The 16679-nt window shown below is 76.0% G+C and carries 12 protein-coding genes; 9 read left to right on the forward strand and 3 right to left on the reverse strand.

All coding sequences use genetic code 11. The features are described from left to right. Nucleotide 1: 1 nt before the first annotated feature. Both ACH4PY_RS28090 and ACH4PY_RS28095 read right to left on the reverse strand, forming a co-directional pair. Nucleotides 2-2197, reverse strand: coding sequence for an MMPL family transporter (locus ACH4PY_RS28090; protein WP_398188738.1), 2196 nt, complete (start codon nucleotides 2195-2197; stop codon nucleotides 2-4). Nucleotides 2198-2378: 181 nt separating this feature from the next. Continuing rightward, complete coding sequence (locus tag ACH4PY_RS28095; RefSeq protein ID WP_398188741.1) at nucleotides 2379-2828, reverse strand: cell division protein SepF; 450 nt, start codon at nucleotides 2826-2828, stop codon at nucleotides 2379-2381. 457 nt (nucleotides 2829-3285) lie between these two features. Here ACH4PY_RS28095 and ACH4PY_RS28100 point away from each other — a divergent pair, with 457 nt between their 5' ends. The 5 genes from ACH4PY_RS28100 (at nucleotide 3286) to ACH4PY_RS28120 (ending at nucleotide 9356) form a co-directional block, all read left to right on the forward strand. Beyond that, on the forward strand, nucleotides 3286-4620 hold the full coding sequence (locus tag ACH4PY_RS28100; RefSeq protein WP_398188744.1) for a DUF5685 family protein: 1335 nt from the start codon (nucleotides 3286-3288) through the stop codon (nucleotides 4618-4620). A gap of 412 nt (nucleotides 4621-5032) precedes the next feature. Next, on the forward strand, nucleotides 5033-6151 hold the full coding sequence (locus tag ACH4PY_RS28105; protein WP_398188746.1) for an LLM class flavin-dependent oxidoreductase: 1119 nt from the start codon (nucleotides 5033-5035) through the stop codon (nucleotides 6149-6151). Next, entirely contained in the window at nucleotides 6148-6867 is a 720-nt protein-coding gene (locus tag ACH4PY_RS28110; RefSeq protein ID WP_398188749.1) for an LLM class flavin-dependent oxidoreductase, read from the forward strand. Before ACH4PY_RS28105 ends, ACH4PY_RS28110 begins: the two co-directional genes overlap by 4 nt. A gap of 393 nt (nucleotides 6868-7260) precedes the next feature. Then, nucleotides 7261-8253, forward strand: coding sequence for a S1 family peptidase (locus ACH4PY_RS28115; protein WP_398189114.1), 993 nt, complete (start codon nucleotides 7261-7263; stop codon nucleotides 8251-8253). Nucleotides 8254-8381: 128 nt separating this feature from the next. Beyond that, nucleotides 8382-9356: a helix-turn-helix transcriptional regulator gene (locus ACH4PY_RS28120; protein WP_398188752.1), complete on the forward strand. Its 975-nt coding sequence runs from the start codon at nucleotides 8382-8384 to the stop codon at nucleotides 9354-9356. Nucleotides 9357-9358: 2 nt separating this feature from the next. Here ACH4PY_RS28120 and ACH4PY_RS28125 read toward each other — a convergent pair whose 3' ends face one another. Beyond that, entirely contained in the window at nucleotides 9359-9937 is a 579-nt protein-coding gene (locus tag ACH4PY_RS28125) for a helix-turn-helix domain-containing protein (protein WP_398188755.1), read from the reverse strand. Nucleotides 9938-10009: 72 nt separating this feature from the next. Here ACH4PY_RS28125 and ACH4PY_RS28130 point away from each other — a divergent pair, with 72 nt between their 5' ends. The 4 genes from ACH4PY_RS28130 (at nucleotide 10010) to ACH4PY_RS28145 (ending at nucleotide 16675) form a co-directional block, all read left to right on the forward strand. After that, the gene (locus tag ACH4PY_RS28130) at nucleotides 10010-11275 is read left to right on the forward strand and encodes an MFS transporter (protein ID WP_398188758.1); all 1266 of its coding nucleotides are present in this window, start codon (nucleotides 10010-10012) and stop codon (nucleotides 11273-11275) included. Between the two features lie 162 nt (nucleotides 11276-11437). Then, nucleotides 11438-14935 (forward strand): DNA polymerase III subunit alpha, encoded by a 3498-nt coding sequence (locus tag ACH4PY_RS28135; RefSeq protein WP_398188760.1) that lies wholly within the window; start codon nucleotides 11438-11440, stop codon nucleotides 14933-14935. Nucleotides 14936-15252: 317 nt separating this feature from the next. Next, complete coding sequence (locus ACH4PY_RS28140) at nucleotides 15253-16257, forward strand: DNA polymerase thumb domain-containing protein (RefSeq protein ID WP_398189116.1); 1005 nt, start codon at nucleotides 15253-15255, stop codon at nucleotides 16255-16257. Between the two features lie 37 nt (nucleotides 16258-16294). Beyond that, entirely contained in the window at nucleotides 16295-16675 is a 381-nt protein-coding gene (locus ACH4PY_RS28145; RefSeq protein WP_398188763.1) for a GntR family transcriptional regulator, read from the forward strand. Nucleotides 16676-16679 lie beyond the last annotated feature (4 nt).

Here is a 16679-nt window from a genome sequence, read left to right on the forward strand (position 1 = left end):
TCTACATGTGGACATGCGGCAGTACGCGGTCCAGCCGCCGCGGGAACCACCAGTTGGCCCGGCCCATGAGGAACATCGTGGACGGCACCAGCAGCAGCCGGACCACGGTGGCGTCCAGCACCACGCTCACCGCGAGGCCCAGCGCGAGCATCTTGACCACGACGGTCGGCGAGACGGTGAAGGACAGGAAGACCGCGGTCATGATGAAGGCGGCGCTGGAGATCACCCGGCCGGTCGCGGACAGCCCCGCGCCGACCGACCGGGTGTTGTCCGCCGTGCGGTGCCAGGCGCCGGAGATCCGCGACAGCAGGAAGATCTCGTAGTCCATCGACAGCCCGAAGACGATCGCGAACATCATCATCGGCACGTACGACTCGATCGGCACGGCCTCCGGCAGCCCCAGCGCCCCCGTCGCCCAGCCCCACTGGAAGGCGGCGGTCAGCACGCCGTACGAGGCGCCGGTCGTCAGCAGATTGAGGACCACCGCCTTGACCGGGACGACCAGGCTGCGGAAAACGGTCATGAGCAGTACGAAGGCGGCGATCAGCACGATGCCGATGATGACGGGCAGCCGGTCCCTGACCGTGTCGCGGAAGTCGAACTGGCTGGGCGCGGTGCCGGTCAGACAGCCCCGGGCGCCCGTGCCGTGCAGCGCGTCGGGCAGGACGTGCCCGGTCAGCGCGTTGAACAGGCCGCCGGTCGCGGCCGACTGCGGGTCGCCGTCCGGGGTGAGCGAGCCGACCAGCAGCCTGCCGTCCGAGGTCTGCCGGAGCGGTGTCGTGGCGGCCACGTCCGGGGTGCCGGAGAGCGCCTTGTCCACGTCGTCGGCCACCTGGCTCGCCGGTACCGTGGCGTGGCTGACGTCCACCACGACGGTGAAGGGCGCGTTGGCACCGGGGCCGAAGCCGGGGCCCCGCGCGTCGGAGATCCAGTCGAAGGCCGTCCTGCTGGTCGTGCCGGACTTCGCGGCGCCGTCGTCGACATGCCCCAGCCGCATCGAGAACAGCGGCACCGCCAGCACCGCGAGCAGCGCCACCCCGCAGCACAGGAAGACCGCGGCGTGCCGGGAGATCAGCGCCGCCCAGCGGTGCCAGGCGTCGCTGTCGCCCGCAGTCTCGGCCACCGGGCGGCGGCGCAGCGTCCAGCGGTCGATGTGCCGCCCGGCGAGCGCGAGCGCCGCGGGCACCAGCGTCAGCGACGCGCTCGCCGTCACCACCACGGCGATCGTCGCCGCCAGGCCCAGCTTGCCGATGAAGGTCAGCCCGCACGCGTACAGGCTCAGCAACGCCACCGCCACCGTCGTCGCGGCCACCAGGACGGCGTGGCCGCTGGTCGCGCAGGTGCGGATGACACCGTCGGCGGGGGAGCGGCCGTCGATGAGGTCCTGCCGGAAGCGGGTGGTCAGGAAGAGCGCGTAGTCGATGCCGACACCGAGGCCGATCATCGTGGCGAGCGTCGGGGCGGCGGTGGCGAAGGTGACCGCACCCGCCACGATGCCGACCACGCCGATGCCCGCGAGCACGCTCACCAGCGCGCACGCCAGCGGCAGCACGGCGGCCAGCACGCTGCCGAAGACCAGCAGCAGGATGACCAGGGCCACGGCGATGCCGACGACCTCGCTCCCCAGGTCGTTCGCGGGCGCGGTGGTCACCTGGTCCAGACCGCCGCCGTACGCCACCTGGACACCGTCGGAACGCGCGGGCGCGGTCGCCGTGTCGAGCCGGTCGACGTAGCCGTGGCCCAGTTCCTTGAGCGGCTCGTCGAAGGAGACCGTGCTGTACGCGGTCGCGCCGTCGGAGCTGGTGACCAGTGCGGAGGCGGCGGTCGCGTGCGGCATCGCCGCGAGGTTGCCGACGGCCTGCTGCACGGCCTGCTGGTGGCCGGAGACGGTCCCGGACGGGGTGTGGAAGACGACCAGGCCGTTCGGGGCGGCGGCCGCCGGGTCGGAGGCCGTGAGCAGATCGGCGCCGGTGTCGGACTGTGTGCCCGGCAGGGTGATCTGGTCGCTGAACGTCGGGGCCACCACGTGCCGTCCGGCGAGCGCGGCGGCCATGACCGCCAGCCACACCAGGACGACCCAGCCGGCGTGCCGGGCGCAGAAGCCGCCCAGCCGGGCCAGTCGGCCGGCGGGCGGGTGCGGGCCGGGGACGGGGGCGGGAGAGGCACCGGCCGGGGCCGGGGGAGGAGCGGTCGGCACGACGCCTCCGTCACGAGGGCGGGAATTGTGCCGATTCTCACCGAGGCGGCCGCGGTCTCCCGGGCGACAGGCCGCAGCACCGGGGAGCGGGCGCACCCGGTCGGGCGCACGGGCCCGGGCGCGCGGGCGCACGGCAGGACTCCCACCGGACGCGCGCCGCGCGGTCCGGTGAGAGCCCTGCTCAGCTCTGGTTGAAGAAGCCGTCGCCGCCGCGGCGGTCGTCGGCGTCGAGCACCGAGTAGTCGGCGGGGGTCAGCAGGAAGACCCGGTTGGCGACGCGCTCGATGGAGCCGCGCAGACCGAAGGTGAGGCCCGCGGCGAAGTCGACGACGCGCTTGGCGTCGGCGGACTCCATGGCGGTGAGGTTGACGATCACCGGGACGCCCTCCCGGAACAGCTCGCCGATGCCGCGAGCGTCCCGGAAGCCGTCGGGGGTGACGGTGGCGATCCGCCGGCCCTGCTCCTGCGCGGCCTCACCGGCGATCCGCACCCGCGGATCGGTCACCCAGGTGTCGACACGCTGGGACTGGGAGCCCTCGCCGTAGTCGGCGTACTCCTCGTCGTAGTAACCCTCGCCGCCGTTGTCGTCGACGAGGCCCAGCCAGGCACTCGCCCGTCGAACCGATCCCATGGACGCCTCCTCTCTCGCACGCGGTCAGTACCGTCCGTCCGCAGGTCCTATCGTCGTCCATGATGTGGATAGTCCGCCAAGCGGATAGCCGCCACTCGGGCGAGTTGTGACGGTACTGGCACACACGATAGTGGCGTACCGTCAGGCTGCCGAAGGTGTAGGGAAGGTGACGATCCGATGGGAACGCATTTCACGTCCGGGTGACGCGTGCGGCCGTACGGCCCCGCGCGGCGCTGACCGGCCGGGATGCCGATGTCCCTGCTGACGGGACGTCGGCGACGGCGCGGCCCGCGTTCCGGGCGGACCACCATGATGCATTCCCGGCCGATGATCCGACAGGCGTTAACATGACCAGCGCTCACTTCGGTTGCCCCTGAACGGGCGTCAACGAGCATGAACCGAGTTTCGATGTGTCACGCGGGAAATGCGGGGCACACGGGGTCAGCGGGGGGAATGCATGTTCGGCATCATCAGGCCGTGCCGCCACCGAATGTCCGAGGGAATGGCCGCCTCGTGGGTCGCCCACCTGTGCGGGCTGTGCCTGGCGCTGCGGGACGGCCACGGCCAGGTGGCGCGAATAGCCACCAACTACGACGGTCTGATCGTCTCCGTCCTCGTCGAGGCGCAGACGGCCGCGGACGCCGGGCAGCAGCGCCGCACCGCCGGACCGTGCCCGCTGCGCGGCATGCGCACCGCCCCGGTCGCCACCGGCGAGGGCGCCCGGCTCGCCGCCGCCGTCTCGCTGGTGCTGGCGTCGGCCAAGATGCGCGACCACGTCGAGGACCGGGACGGCGCCTACGCCCGGCGCCCGGTCGCCGCCGCGGCCCGCGGGGTCGCCCGCCGCTGGGACAAGGCCGGCGCCCGTACCGGCGAGGACCTGGGCTTCGACACGGCCGTGCTGGTCGACGCGATCGGCCGGCAGGGCGCGATCGAGGCCGCCGTCGGCCCCGGCACCCCGCTGCTCGCCGTCACCGAGCCCACCGAGACGGCGACGGCCGCGGCCTTCGCGCACACCGCCGTCCTGGCCGGGCGCCCCGGCAACAAGGCGCCGCTGGAGGAGGCGGGACGGCTCTTCGGGCGGCTCGCCCACCTGCTGGACGCCGTCGAGGACCTCGCCGAGGACACCCGCACCGGTGCCTGGAACCCGCTCACCGCGACCGGCACCGACCTCGCCGAGGCCCGCCGGCTGTGCGACGACGCGCTGCACGGCATCCGGCTCGCGCTGCGCGACACCGACTTCGCGGGCTCCGCCTCCGGGCGGCTCACCCATGTGCTGCTCGTCCACGAGCTGGGACGCTCGGTGGACCGGGTCTTCGGCGGCGGCAGCTGCGGCCACTCCTCGCACCGCGCGGAGCAGGCCGCGGGCGGCCCCGCGGCCGGGATCGCCGTGCACGACGGCGGCATCCGGCCCGGCGGTGCCCAGCCGGGCGGCGCCGAGGCCAGTGGCAATCCCTTCGGGCCGAACCCGTACGCGCCGAACCCGCCGGGCAGCCCGGCCGATCCGGGCCAGAGCCCGTACGCCCCGGGCGGTCCCGGGATCCCCGGCGGCTTCCCGCCGCCGCCCGGCCCGCCGCGGCGCCGCGGGCTGCTGGCGGGGTGCCTGGTCTTCACCGGGCTCTTCTGCACCTGCCAGATGTGCTGCGCCACGCACGAGAACCCGTGGAGCCGGGAGCGCAAGGAGCCGTGGTGCGACGACTGCGACTGCGACGGCTGCGACGGGTGCTGCGATTGCTGCAACTGTTGTAACTGCTGCGATGGTTGTGACGGTTGCGACTGCGGGTGCGACTGCTGACACCGGCCGCCCACGGGTTCACGGGCGGGGCGGGCGGTGTCCGCGGTGGCGTCGCGTCCCGCGGGATCGCCCGAGGGAGGGGCGGGAGTGGAGCGAGACCGGCTGTGTGAAGGCGGGTGATCCGTCGAGGCGGGTCAGCGACCGCAACACGAGGCCGACCACACTCGACACAGGTCGATGTGGCCGCGGGTGACGAGCCGGCAGCTGCGCATGGCCACAGTGCAGCAGCCGCCGGCACGATCCGTCAACGTGCCGAGACGCCGTGTCCACAAGCTGGACATGCTTGACAGCGGGTCACTTCGGCGGCATAGCCTTTCGGGAAGCCCTGGTGGCCCAGTCGCGTTGAGGGACGCGACGGCTCTGTGTGAAGGCACCCGCCCGTGCCTCTTCCGCGTGTCGACGGAGCCTTCGCATGCCTGCCCACACCCCGCTTCCCTCCTTCCGCTCCTTTCCGCCCGGCAACTCCCGCGGCCCCGGGACCTCCGCGCCCCCGGCCCCGCGCCCGGTGTTCCCCGCGCCGCCGCCCGCCGCCCCCTTCGTCCGCGGCCGCACCCTGCACCTGGCCGCCGCGATAGGCGGCGGCCCCCCGCGGGAGGCCGCCCACTACCGGGAGCTGGCCCGGCTCGCCGAGGCCGGCGGGCTGGACTTCGTGACGCTCGGCCCCGCGGCGGCGGGCGGCGGCGGGCTGCTGGACGCCGTCGCGCTGCTCGCCGGGGTCGCGCCCGTCACCGACCGGATCGGCGTGGTGCCCGCCGTCCTCGCCTCCGGCGCCGAACCCGCCGACCCGCGGGCCATCGCCCCCGCGCTGGCCGCCCTGGACTGGGTCAGCCGCGGCCGGGCGGGCTGGACGGTGGAGGTCCCGGCCGCGCCCGGCCCGCGGACCAGGGGGCGGGTCCGGCCGCAGCGGCCCGAGGCGCTCTGGCGGGCGGCGGGCGACACCGCCGAGGCCGTCCGGCGGATGTGCGGCGACCCCGGCGGGCCGCTGCCACCGCGGGCCGCGCCCGTGACCGTGCTGGACGCCACCGAGCCCGCTGCCCGCCGGATCGCCGCGCGGCACGCCGACCTGGCCTTCGTCCGCGCCGCCGGACCCGAGGACGCCGGGCGGGCCAGGGCCGAGGTGCAGGCGCTCGCCGCCGAGGCCGGGCGCGGCCCGGAACCGCTGCCGGTGCTCGCCGACCTCACGGTGGACCTCTGCGGCGGCGAGCGCGGCCCGGAGCCGGGCGCCGAGATCGCCCTCGCGCAGGACACGTCGGGCGGTGTGCTCTTCCGCGGCGGCCCGGTCGACCTCGCCGACCTCATCGCCGACTGGCAGCGGCAGGGCGCGGTCGACGGCTTCCACGTCCGCCCGGTGGAACCCCGCCGCGACCTGGAGCGCTTCGTCAACGGCACCGCCGCGCTGCTCCAGCACCGCGGGCTCTTCCGCTCCTTCCACCCCGGTTCGACGCTGCGCGAGCACCTGGGCCTGTCCCGGACCGGGAGAGCGCCGTCACCCGGGGGCCGCGCGGGCGCCCGTACCGGGGCGGGGTCGTGACCGGGCGGCACGGCGGGGTGCGGCCCGTGCACCTGGGCGTGCTGCTGCCCGCCGGGTGCGGCGGCGGGGCAGGGGCGCCGCCGGACTTCGCCGTGTGCGCGGCGCTCGCCGGGGCCGCCGAGCGCGCCCGGTTCGACTTCGTGCTGCTCGACGGCGGCGGTGGCGGGCCCGAGCCGGTCACGGTGCTGCACGCGCTGGCCGCGCTGACCGAGCGGATCGGGCTGGCCGTCGCCTTCCCGGCGGGGACGGGGGCCCGGGCGCCGTACGACCTGGCGCGCCGGATCGCCGTGCTCGACCGGCTCAGCGGCGGGCGCGCGGGCGGCCCGCCCGCCTCCTCCGGCGAGCCCGCCGGGCCCCAGGGGCGGCCGGTGGCGGTGGACTTCGGCGGCTCCCCCGAGGTGCTGCTCACCGCCCGGGTGCCCGGTGTGCGGCGCCGCGGTCGGCGGGTGCGGGTGCTCTCCCGGCTGGACCTCGCGGCGCTGGACCTGGCGGACGCGTCCGGCGCGCGTGAACTCGCGGAGCGGCTGCACACGCAGGTGCAGAGCGCCGCGACCGACGGCTTCGTGCTGACCCCGGACCCGGCGGCGGGCGGCGCGGGCCTGGACGCGTTCGCGGCACGGGTGGCGCCACTGCTGCGCGAGCGCGGGTCGCTGCGCGCCGCGTACACCGGGACGACGCTGCGCGAACACCTGGGGCTGCCGCGGCCGGTGGGGTGAGGGGCGGGGGCGGCGCGGGTCCGGTCACGGCGTGGGGCCGGGGCCGAGGTGCGAAGGCGGGGGAGTGCGCCGGGGGTACGGGAGGAGTGCGGGGGCGCGCGCCTGGGGGACGTGTCAACTCCTGGTGCGCTGGGCGCTTCTGGGGCCGCCGGTGTGCATGCGTTACATCGGGGTTTCCGGGGTCGAGGCCCTCTTGTGTGTTCCCTGTGAGCCCTGAATACTCCCATGAGTGCCCGTCAGGCTGAGAGCGCGCCCGCTCATCCGTGCGCTCTTGACGGTACACCGACAACAATGACGGGCGCTGACCAGCACCGACCGGAGCCACCTCCATCCCCACAGGAGGATCGAGTGAAGTCCACCCGACGCATACAACTCCTCGCCGTCACAAGCGGCATGCTCGCCGCGACCGCCTTCGCCGTCCCGTCCGCCGGCGCCCTCACCCCCGCTGCCGGCGCCGCGAAGGCCTCCCCCGGAGCGGCCGCCTCGCTGGCCGCCACCCTCGGTGCCGACCGCACCGCCGGGTCGTACTACGACACCGCGACCGGCGCCTCGGTCGTCAACGTGACCAGCAAGGCCGCGGCCGACGCCGTGCGCTCCGCGGGCGCCACACCGCGGCTGGTCGCCCACAGCTCCGCCCAGCTCGCGAAGGCCGCGAACGCCGCGCAGACCGCCGACGTCGCGGGCACCTCCTGGGCGGTCGACCCGCGTACCGACACCCTCCAGGTCAACGCCGACAGCCGGGTGACCGACGCCCAGTTGTCCGCGCTGGTCAAGGCCACCGCGGGCTACGGCGACGCCGTCCGCGTCAACCGCGTGGCGGGCAGCTTCAGCAAGCTGCTCTCCGGCGGCGACCCGATCCTCACCACGCAGTGGCGCTGCTCGGTCGGCTTCAACGTGCGCAGCGGCAGCACCTACTACTTCCTGACCGCGGGCCACTGCACCGAGGGCTACCCCGACTACTACACCAGCTCCAGCTCGTACATCGGCCCGACCGTCGGGACGAGCTTCCCCGGCAACGACTACGGCATCGTCCGCTACGACACCTCCGTCGCGCACGACGGCACCGTCGGCAGCCAGGACATCACCAGCGCCGCCAACGCCTACGTCGGCGAGCACGTCACGCGCCGCGGCTCCACCACCGGCATCCACAGCGGCACCGTCCAGGCGCTGAACGCCACCGTCAACTACGGCAACGGCGAGATCGTCTCCGGCCTGATCCAGACCAACGTCTGCGCCGAGCCGGGCGACAGCGGCGGCTCCCTCTACGACGGCACCAAGGCCATCGGCCTGACGTCGGGCGGCAGCGGCAACTGCACCTCGGGCGGTACGACCTTCTTCCAGCCGGTCACCGAGGCGCTCAGCGCGTACGGCGTGAGCGTCTACTGACGCCCCGCCGGTAGCGCCCCGCGCGCCACCAGTCGCGCCCCCGCTGTTTCCCTGGGCAGCGGGGGCGTACGGCTGCCCGGGGACCGTACCGCCCCGGGCCTGTCGGCGGGCGCTGGCAGACTGGCGGCATGCTGGAAACCTCCGCGCGGCTGCTGCGCCTGCTGTCGCTGCTCCAGTCCCGCCGCGAGTGGAGCGGCCCCGAACTGGCGCAGCGGCTCGACGTGACCGCGCGGACCGTCCGGCGCGACGTCGAGCGGCTGCGGGCGCTCGGCTACCCCGTGCACGCCGCCCCCGGCACGGCCGGCGGCTACCGGCTGGGCGCCGGGGCCGCGCTGCCGCCGCTGCTGCTGGACGACGAGGAGGCCGTCGTCGTCGCGCTGAGCCTGCGCACCGCCGCGGGCGGCAGCGTCGAGGGCATCGAGGAGACCTCGCAGCGCGCGCTGGCCAAGCTCGAACAGGTGCTGCCGTCCCGGCTGCGGCACCGCGTCCAGGCGATGCAGGCCGTCACCGTCCAGCCCCCCGGCCCCGGCCCGACCGTCGGCCAGGACGTGCTGACCGCGCTCGGCGCCGCCTGCCGCGACCACGAGCGACTGCGCTTCGACTACCGCGACCACGGCGGCTCCGCCACCCGCCGGACCGTCGAGCCCTACCGCCTGGTGCACCACTGGCGGCGCTGGTACCTGCTCGCCTACGACGTGGAGCGGGGCGACTGGCGCACCTTCCGCGCCGACCGGATCGAGCCCAAGACACCCACCGGCCCCCGCTTCACCCCGCGCGAGCTGCCCGAGGACGCCGCGTCGTACGTCGCCAAGGGCGTCACCCGGCGCGCCTACCGCTACCAGGCACGCGTCGTGCTGCACGCCACCGCGGAGTTCGTCCGGACCCGCGGCTGGGGCGGCTTCGGCACGGTCACCGTGCTGGACGACCGGACGTGCGAGCTGAGCACCGGCGCCGAGACGCTGGAGGCGATCGCGATGTACGTCGGCATGCTGGGGGTCGACTTCGAGGTGGTCGAGCCGCCGGAACTGACCGTGCGGCTGCGGGAGGTGGCCGACCGGCTGGCCCGCGCCGCGCGGGCGTCGGAGCGGGCGGACGGGGGCTAGCGCTAGGGCGTGGACTCGGTCCCGGTCCCGGTCCCGGTACCCGTCCCCGGCTCCGGCTCCGGTTCCGGTTCCGGCTCCGGTTCTGCCAGGGGGAGGACCATCGCCGTCACGCCGATGCCGACCGTGCCCGGCGCGTGCGGGGCCCGCGCCGCGTCGTGCAGCTCCGCGAACAGCGCGGCGAGCCGGTGCCGGAAGCCCGTCCAGACCTCGGGGGCGACCCACAGCTCCGCGTCCGTGGTCACGCCCTCGGCGCCCGGCGCGCGCCGGCCCGCGCGCTCGCGCAGGTTGTGCGCCATGGCCTCGGCGATCAGCCGGGTGCCCTCGTGGCGCTGGTCGGACAGCGGGGAGCCGTGCACCGCGCGGTAGCGGCGCTCGCGCCCGCCGCGCTTCTCCCGCACCTCGGCCAGCTCGACCAGCCCGACCGCGTCCAGCCGGCGCAGGTGCTGGCTGGCGAGCGCGTGCGAGATGCCCAGCTCGCGGGACAGCTCGGCGGCGGACAGCGGGACGTTCCAGACCAGCGACACGATGCGCAGCCGTACGGGGTGGGCGAGGGCGCGGAGCAGGGGGTCCGTGGTGCTCATACACCCATTACACCGCTTCCGCTTGCGGGGGCGGGGTGTTCCCGGCGACTCCCAAGCAATAGGTTGGGGGTCATGTCCGTAAGGAAGGTGCTGCGCGACCGCAGCGCGACGACGTATCTGGGCGGGGTCCTGGTCTCCGGATTCGGCGACTCCGCGATGATGCTGGTCGCCGGGGTGTGGGTGAAGACGCTCACCGGCTCCAGCAGCCTGGCCGCCGCGGTGAACGCGTGCGTGTGGGCGCCGACCCTGGTCGGACCGCTGCTCGGCACCGCCGCCGACCGCGTCCGCAGACGCCCGCTGCTGGTCGCGGTGAACGCGGCGCTGGCCGTGCTGCTGCCCGCGCTGCTCGCCGTCCGCGCGGGCGGGGACGTGTGGCTGCTGCTCGCGGTGCTCACCGCGGTCGGCGTCGGGTCGGTGCTGTGCGACGCCGCCCAGGCGGGCCTGGTGGTCAGCGCGATCCCGGCCGAGCTGCGCGGCGACTTCAACGGGCTGCGGATGACCGTCAACGAGAGCATGAAGCTGCTCGCCCCGCTGGCCGGGGCGGGCCTGTTCGTCCGCTGGGGCGGCGGCGCGGTCGCCGTGCTGGACGCCGTCACGTTCGCGCTGGCCGCGCTCGCCTTCGCGGCCCTGCGGGTGCGGGAGCAGCCGCCCGTCCCGCCCGCCGAGTCCTGGTACGAGCAGACCGCGGCGGGCGTACGGGCGCTGCGCGGCAACCCGCTGCTGGTGCGGCTGGTGGGCGCGGGCGGGGTGGCGCTGCTGCTGTCCGGGGTCAGCAGCGCCGCGACCTACGCCCTGGTGGACGCCGGACTGCACCGCCCGCCCGCGTTCGTCGGCGTGATCTACGCGGTGCAGGGCGCGGGCTCGGTGGCCGCCGGGATCGCCGCGGGCGCCGTCATGCGCCGGCTGCCGGAGCGGGTCTTCGCCGCCGCCGGGCTGCTGCTGTTCAGCGCGGGTGTCGGGATGCGGGTGGTGCCGTCGGTGCCGACCGTGTGCTGCGGGGCGGTGGCGATCGGGATCGGGCTGCCGTGGGTGATCGTCGCGGCCTTCACCGCCGTCCAGCAGCACACCGAGCCCGCGCTCGTCGGCCGGGTGGCCGCCGCCGCGGGCACGGTGGTCTTCGGGCCCACCGCGCTGGCCACCGGGCTGGGTGCGGGGCTCGTCGCGCTGGCCGACTACCGGATCCAGCTCGCCGGGACCGCGGCGGCCGGCGTGCTCACGGCGTGGCTCGTGCTGCTGCGCCGGCCGGCGGCGGACCGGCCGGGCGGCCGTGACGGAAATCTCCCGGCGCCCCGCGGCCGGTACGACGGCGCCAAGTCGCCCGCCCCGCCCGGGAGATGACGTAAGAGGTCCGGATCCGGCCGCCGCTCCCGGTGGCCGGATCCGCTGCCGTGCCCTGCTCCGGCTCGCTGACCTGGGGCAACCGCGATACGCTAATCGAACGAACGTACGAGAGACGATCGGACGACTGGCCGAAAAGGGGTGGGGCAGTGGAGGTGCGACATGGCGGGCTTCGCGCATCTGCATGTCGCATCCGGTTACTCCGCGCGGTACGGCGCCGCGCACCCCGAGCAGCTCGCCGCACGAGCGGCCGAGCGCGGCATGGGCACCCTCGCGCTGACCGACCGGGACACCGTGACCGGCGCGGTCCGCTTCGCGCGGGCGTGCGCCGAACACGGCGTCCGGCCGGTCTTCGGCATCGACCTCGCCGTCCGCCCGCTTGCCCCGCCCCCGCCCGGCACGCGCCCCGGAACACCGTCCGGCCCCGGTACGGCACCGGCCGGGCCCCGGCGCACCCCCGTACGCGGCGGGGCGCACGTCCTCGAACCGCCGCTGCGCTTCACCCTGCTCGCCCGCGACCGCGAGGGCTGGGCCCGGCTGTGCCGGATCACCTCGGCGGCGCACGCGGGCACCGCCTCCGGCGCGGCGCCCGTGGAGGTCCCGTGGGAGGCGCTGCGCGAGCACGGCGGCGCCGGGCTGACCGCGCTGCTCGGGCCGGTGTCCGAGCCGGTGCGCGCGCTGGCCGCGGGCCGGGAGGACGTCGCGGTGGCGCTGCTGCGGCCCTGGTGGGAGATCTTCGGCACGGAGGGCCTGCGTCTTGAGGCGGTCGTGCACGGCAGGCCCGGCACCGGACCCGGCTCGCTGCGGCTGGCCGCCCGTACCCTCGCGCTGGCCGACCGCACCCGTACGCCCGTGGTGCTCACCAACGCCGTCCGCTACGCCGACCCCGCGCAGCACCGGCTCGCCGACGTCCTGGACGCCGCCCGGCTGCTGCGGCCCGTCGACCGGCGGCGCCTGGACGGCGGGGAGCGCTGGCTCAAGGACGAGCCGGAGATGACCCGGATCGCGCAGCGGATCGCCGAATGCGCCGGCGCGGGCCCCCGCAGGGCCGGGCGGCTGCTCGCCGACACCGCCGCGACCGCCGCCGCCTGCCGCCTCGACCCGCAGGCGGACCTCGGACTCGGCGCCCGGCACTTCCCCGAGGCCGAGGTCGTCGGCGCCCCGCCCGGCGGGGCGCGCGACGAGCTGCGGCGGCGCTGCGCCGCGGGCCTGGAACGGCGCGGCCTGGACCGCGAACCGGCGGCGCGGGAGCGGCTGGAGAGCGAGCTGGGCATCATCGGCGACCTGGGCTACGACTCGTACTTCCTGGCCGTCGGGCAGGTCGTCACCGACATCCGCGAGCTGGGCATCCGGGTCGCCGCCCGCGGCTCGGGCGCCGGGTCGATGGTCTGCCACGCCCTCGGCATCGCCACCGCCAACCCGCTCGACCACCACCTGCTGTTCGAACGCTTCCTCAGCGAGCGCCGCCGGAACCTGCCCGACATCGACATCGACGTGGAGTCGGCGCGGCGGCTGGAGGCGTACGACGCGGTCTTCCGCCGCTTCGGGCACGAGCGCGTCGCCGTCACCGCGATGCCCGAGACCTACCGGGCCCGCCGGGCGCTGCGCGACACCGGGCTCGCGCTCGGCATCCCGCCGCACGAGGTGGACCGCATCGCCAAGAGCTTCCCGCACCTGCGCGCGTCCGACATCACCGGCGCCCTCGCCGAACTCCCCGAGCTGCGCGCCCTCGCCGCCGAGGCACCGCGCTACGGCCCGCTGTGGGAGCTGGCCGAGGGCCTGGACTCGCTCGTCCACGGCATGGCCATGCACCCGTGCGGGGTGATCATCAGCGACGCGACGCTGCTGGACCGGCTGCCGGTGCAGCCCACCCCGCAGGGCGACTACCCGATGGCGATGGCGGCGAAGGAGGAGGTCGAGGCGCTGGGCAACATCAAGCTCGACGTGCTGGCGGTGCGGATGCAGTCCGCGATGGCGCACGCCGTCGCCGAGATCGAGCGCGCCACCGGCGACCGGATCGACCTGGACGACCCGCGGCAGGTCCCGCTGGACGACGTCTTCGCCTTCAAGCTCATCCAGGCCAGCAACACCATCGGGATGTTCCAGCTGGAGTCGCCCGGCCAGCAGGACCTCCTCTCCCGGCTCCAGCCCCGGGACGTCCAGGACGTCATCGCCGACATCAGCCTCTTCCGGCCCGGCCCCGTCCAGGGCGGCATGCCCGAGCGCTACATCGCCGCCCGGCACGGCGGCGACCCGCACTACGCCCACAAGGCCCTGGAGCCCGTCCTCGCCGACACCTACGGCGTGACGATCTGGCACGAGCAGGTCATCGAGACGCTGGACGTCATGACCGGCTGCGGCCGGGACCGCGCCGAGGTGGGCCGCCGGCTGCTCGGCGACAAGGAGCACCTGCCGATGATCAGGGAGTGGTTCCACCGCGCCGCCGCCGCCCGCGGCTTCTCCGCCGGGGTCCGCGACGAGGTGTGGGCCACCGTCGAGTCCTTCGGCGCGTACGGCTTCTGCCGCGCGCACGCCGTGGCCTTCGCCGTCCCCGCCCTCCAGTCCGCCTGGCTCAAGGCGCACCACCCGGCCTTCCTGCTCGCGGGCCTGCTGGAGCACGACCCCGGCATGTGGCCCAAGCGCGTCATCGTCGCCGACGCCCGCCGGGGCGGCGTGCCCGTGCTGCCCGTCGACGTCAACCGCTCCCGGCCCGGACACGTCGTGGAACGCGCCGAGGGGGAGCGCTGGGGGGTGCGGCTCGCCCTGTCCGGGGTCCGCGGGATCACCGCGGAGGAGTGCGAACGGATCGCCGCGGGCAGCCCGTACGCCTCGCTGTCCGACTTCTGGCAGCGCGGCCGCCCCAGCCGCCCGGTCGCCGAGCGGCTCGCCGAGATCGGCGCGCTCGACGCGCTGCACGACGGCCGGCTCACCCGGCGCGACCTGCTGCTGCAGATCGCCGAGCTGCACCGGCAGTCCCGCGTCCGCACCGCGGGCGAGGGCCAGCTGCCGCTGGACGCGGGCGCGATCGGCGGCTCCGACCCCAGCGGGGTGCCCGAGCTGACCGGCCGGGAGGCCCTCGGCGCGGAGCTGGACGCCCTCGGCATCGACGTCTCCCGGCACCTGATGGAGCACCACCACCGGCTGCTGCGGGAGATCGGCGCGACCGACGCCGCCCACCTCGCCGCCCTCCCGGCCGGCCGCCAGGTCCTGGTCGCCGGGGTGCGGGCCGCGACCCAGACCCCGCCGATCGCCAGCGGCAAGCGCATCATCTTCGTCACCCTGGAGGACGGTTCCGGACTGGTGGACCTGGCCTTCTTCGAGGACTCCCACGAGGCCTGCGCGCACACCGTCTTCCACTCCGGGCTGCTGCTGGTGCGCGGTACGGTCCAGGTCCGCGGCACCCGCCGCACCGTCGTCGGCACCATGGCCTGGGACCTGGAGAAGGTCGCCGCCACCCGGCGCGACGACGGGCCCGAGGCCGCGCTCGCGCTGCTCGGCGCGGACGGCCCGCAGCCCACCCCGGCGCAGCCCCCCGGCCGCACCCTGGAACACGGCACGGCCGGTGCCCGACTCCACCCCTACGCCGACCTCCAGCCCGCCGGCACCCGCACCGCCGACCTGCGCCGCCTCGGCCACCGCAGCCCGGGGAGCGCGGGATGACGCGTACGCCCCGCCGCCCGGGACTCCGCGCGGAGCCGGTCGCGGAGCCGGTCGCGGACACGGATCCGGAGCCGCGTCCCGGGCTTCGCCGGGAGTCCGGTCCGGACGCGGAGGCCGCGGTGTCCGGTCCGGACGCGCAGCCTGCCCCTGCCCCTGCCCCTGCTCCTGCCGCGCCGCTGTCGCCGCGGCCCACGGGCCGGCCGGATCCCGGCCCTCGGCTCGTTGCGCCGTCCGCCGCCGGGGAGGCCCCCGCCGGCCCGCAGGCCGCCCCCGGCCGTACGGTCCCGGCCGCCCCGGCCGGTCCGCGCCCGCGGCACATCGCCCACCTGCGGCTGCACGGCACGCTCGACGACGGGCGCTACGCCGCCGCGCTCGCGCTGCTCGGCGACATCACCCCGCACGTCCAGGCCTTCCCGCCCGACGCCGTCCAGCTCGACCTGACCTCGGCACTGCGCTACTTCGGCCAGGACCCCTACGAACTGCTCCAGATGGCCCGGATGCGGCTCATGGCGCTCTACGGCATCGCGAGCAGCGCCGGTCTCGCGGGCAACCGGATGCTCGCCGCGATGGCGGCGGCGTCGCAGCCGCGGCAGACCACGCAGATCCCGCGCGACCAGGACGCCATGGAGCGCTGGCTGCGCCCCCGCCCGCTGACCGCGCTGCCCGGCGTCGGCCAGGCCACCGCCGCCGCCCTCGGGCGCTACGGCCTGCACACCGTCGGCCAGGTCGCCGACCTCCCCCCGGCGACCCTCCAGCGCATCCTGGGCGCGGGCCCGGCCCGGCTGCTGGCCGAACGCGCCCGCGGCCGCGACCCCCGCCCGGTCACCCCCCGGGCGCCCGCGGCCCAGCTGGCCGCCGACCTCCACTACGCGCGGGACTGCCTGGACCCCGGCCGGCACCACCAGGGCGTCCTCGGGCTCGCCGAACAGCTCGGCCGCCGGCTGCGGGCCGAACACCAGGTCACCGGCGGCCTCACCCTCACCGTCCGCTACGCCGACCGCAGTTCCACCACCCGGACCCGCGCCCTGCCCGAACCCACCGACCACTCGCCCGACCTGGCGGCCGCGGCCCTCGGCATCCTCGCCTCGCTGGGACTGCAACGCGCCCGGGTACGGTCCCTCACCCTGCGCGCCGACCGGCTCGCCCCGCGCGAGGCCGCCCACCGCCAGCTCAGCATGGACCCCGCCGAGGACCGCGCCCGCGCCCTGGAGGCGGCCGCCGACCGCGCCCGCCACCGCTTCGGCCCCACCGCCGTCCTCCCGGCCACACTCGCGGTCCCGGAACCGCCGGGAGCGGGTCCCGTGCCCGCCGGTGAGGGGTAGCAGCCGGGGCCGGGCGGGCTGTGCCAGGATCCCCGGTATGACGCTGGAGATCACCATCGACGCGGCCTCGGCCGTGCCGCCGTACGAGCAGGTGCGCGGGCAGATCGCGGACGAGGCGCGGGCCGGGAGGCTGCCGGTGGGGTACAAGCTGCCCACCGTGCGGGGGCTGGCCGAGCAGTCGGGGCTGGCGGCCAACACGGTCGCCAAGGCCTACCGGGCGCTGGAGGCCGACGGGGTGATCGAGACCCGGGGACGGCACGGCACCTATGTGGCCGCGGCCGACGCCCTGGCCCGCGAGGTCGCCGCCGCGGCCGCCTCGTACGTCGACCGGGCCCGCCGTCTCGGCCTGGACCGCGCGGCCTCGCTCGCCGCCGTGCACGAGGCGCTGCGCGCGGCCTACGGGGACGCCGGGGAGTGACCCG

This window comes from Streptomyces sp. NPDC021224 (genome assembly GCF_044332905.1).
Taxonomy (GTDB): domain Bacteria; phylum Actinomycetota; class Actinomycetes; order Streptomycetales; family Streptomycetaceae; genus Actinacidiphila.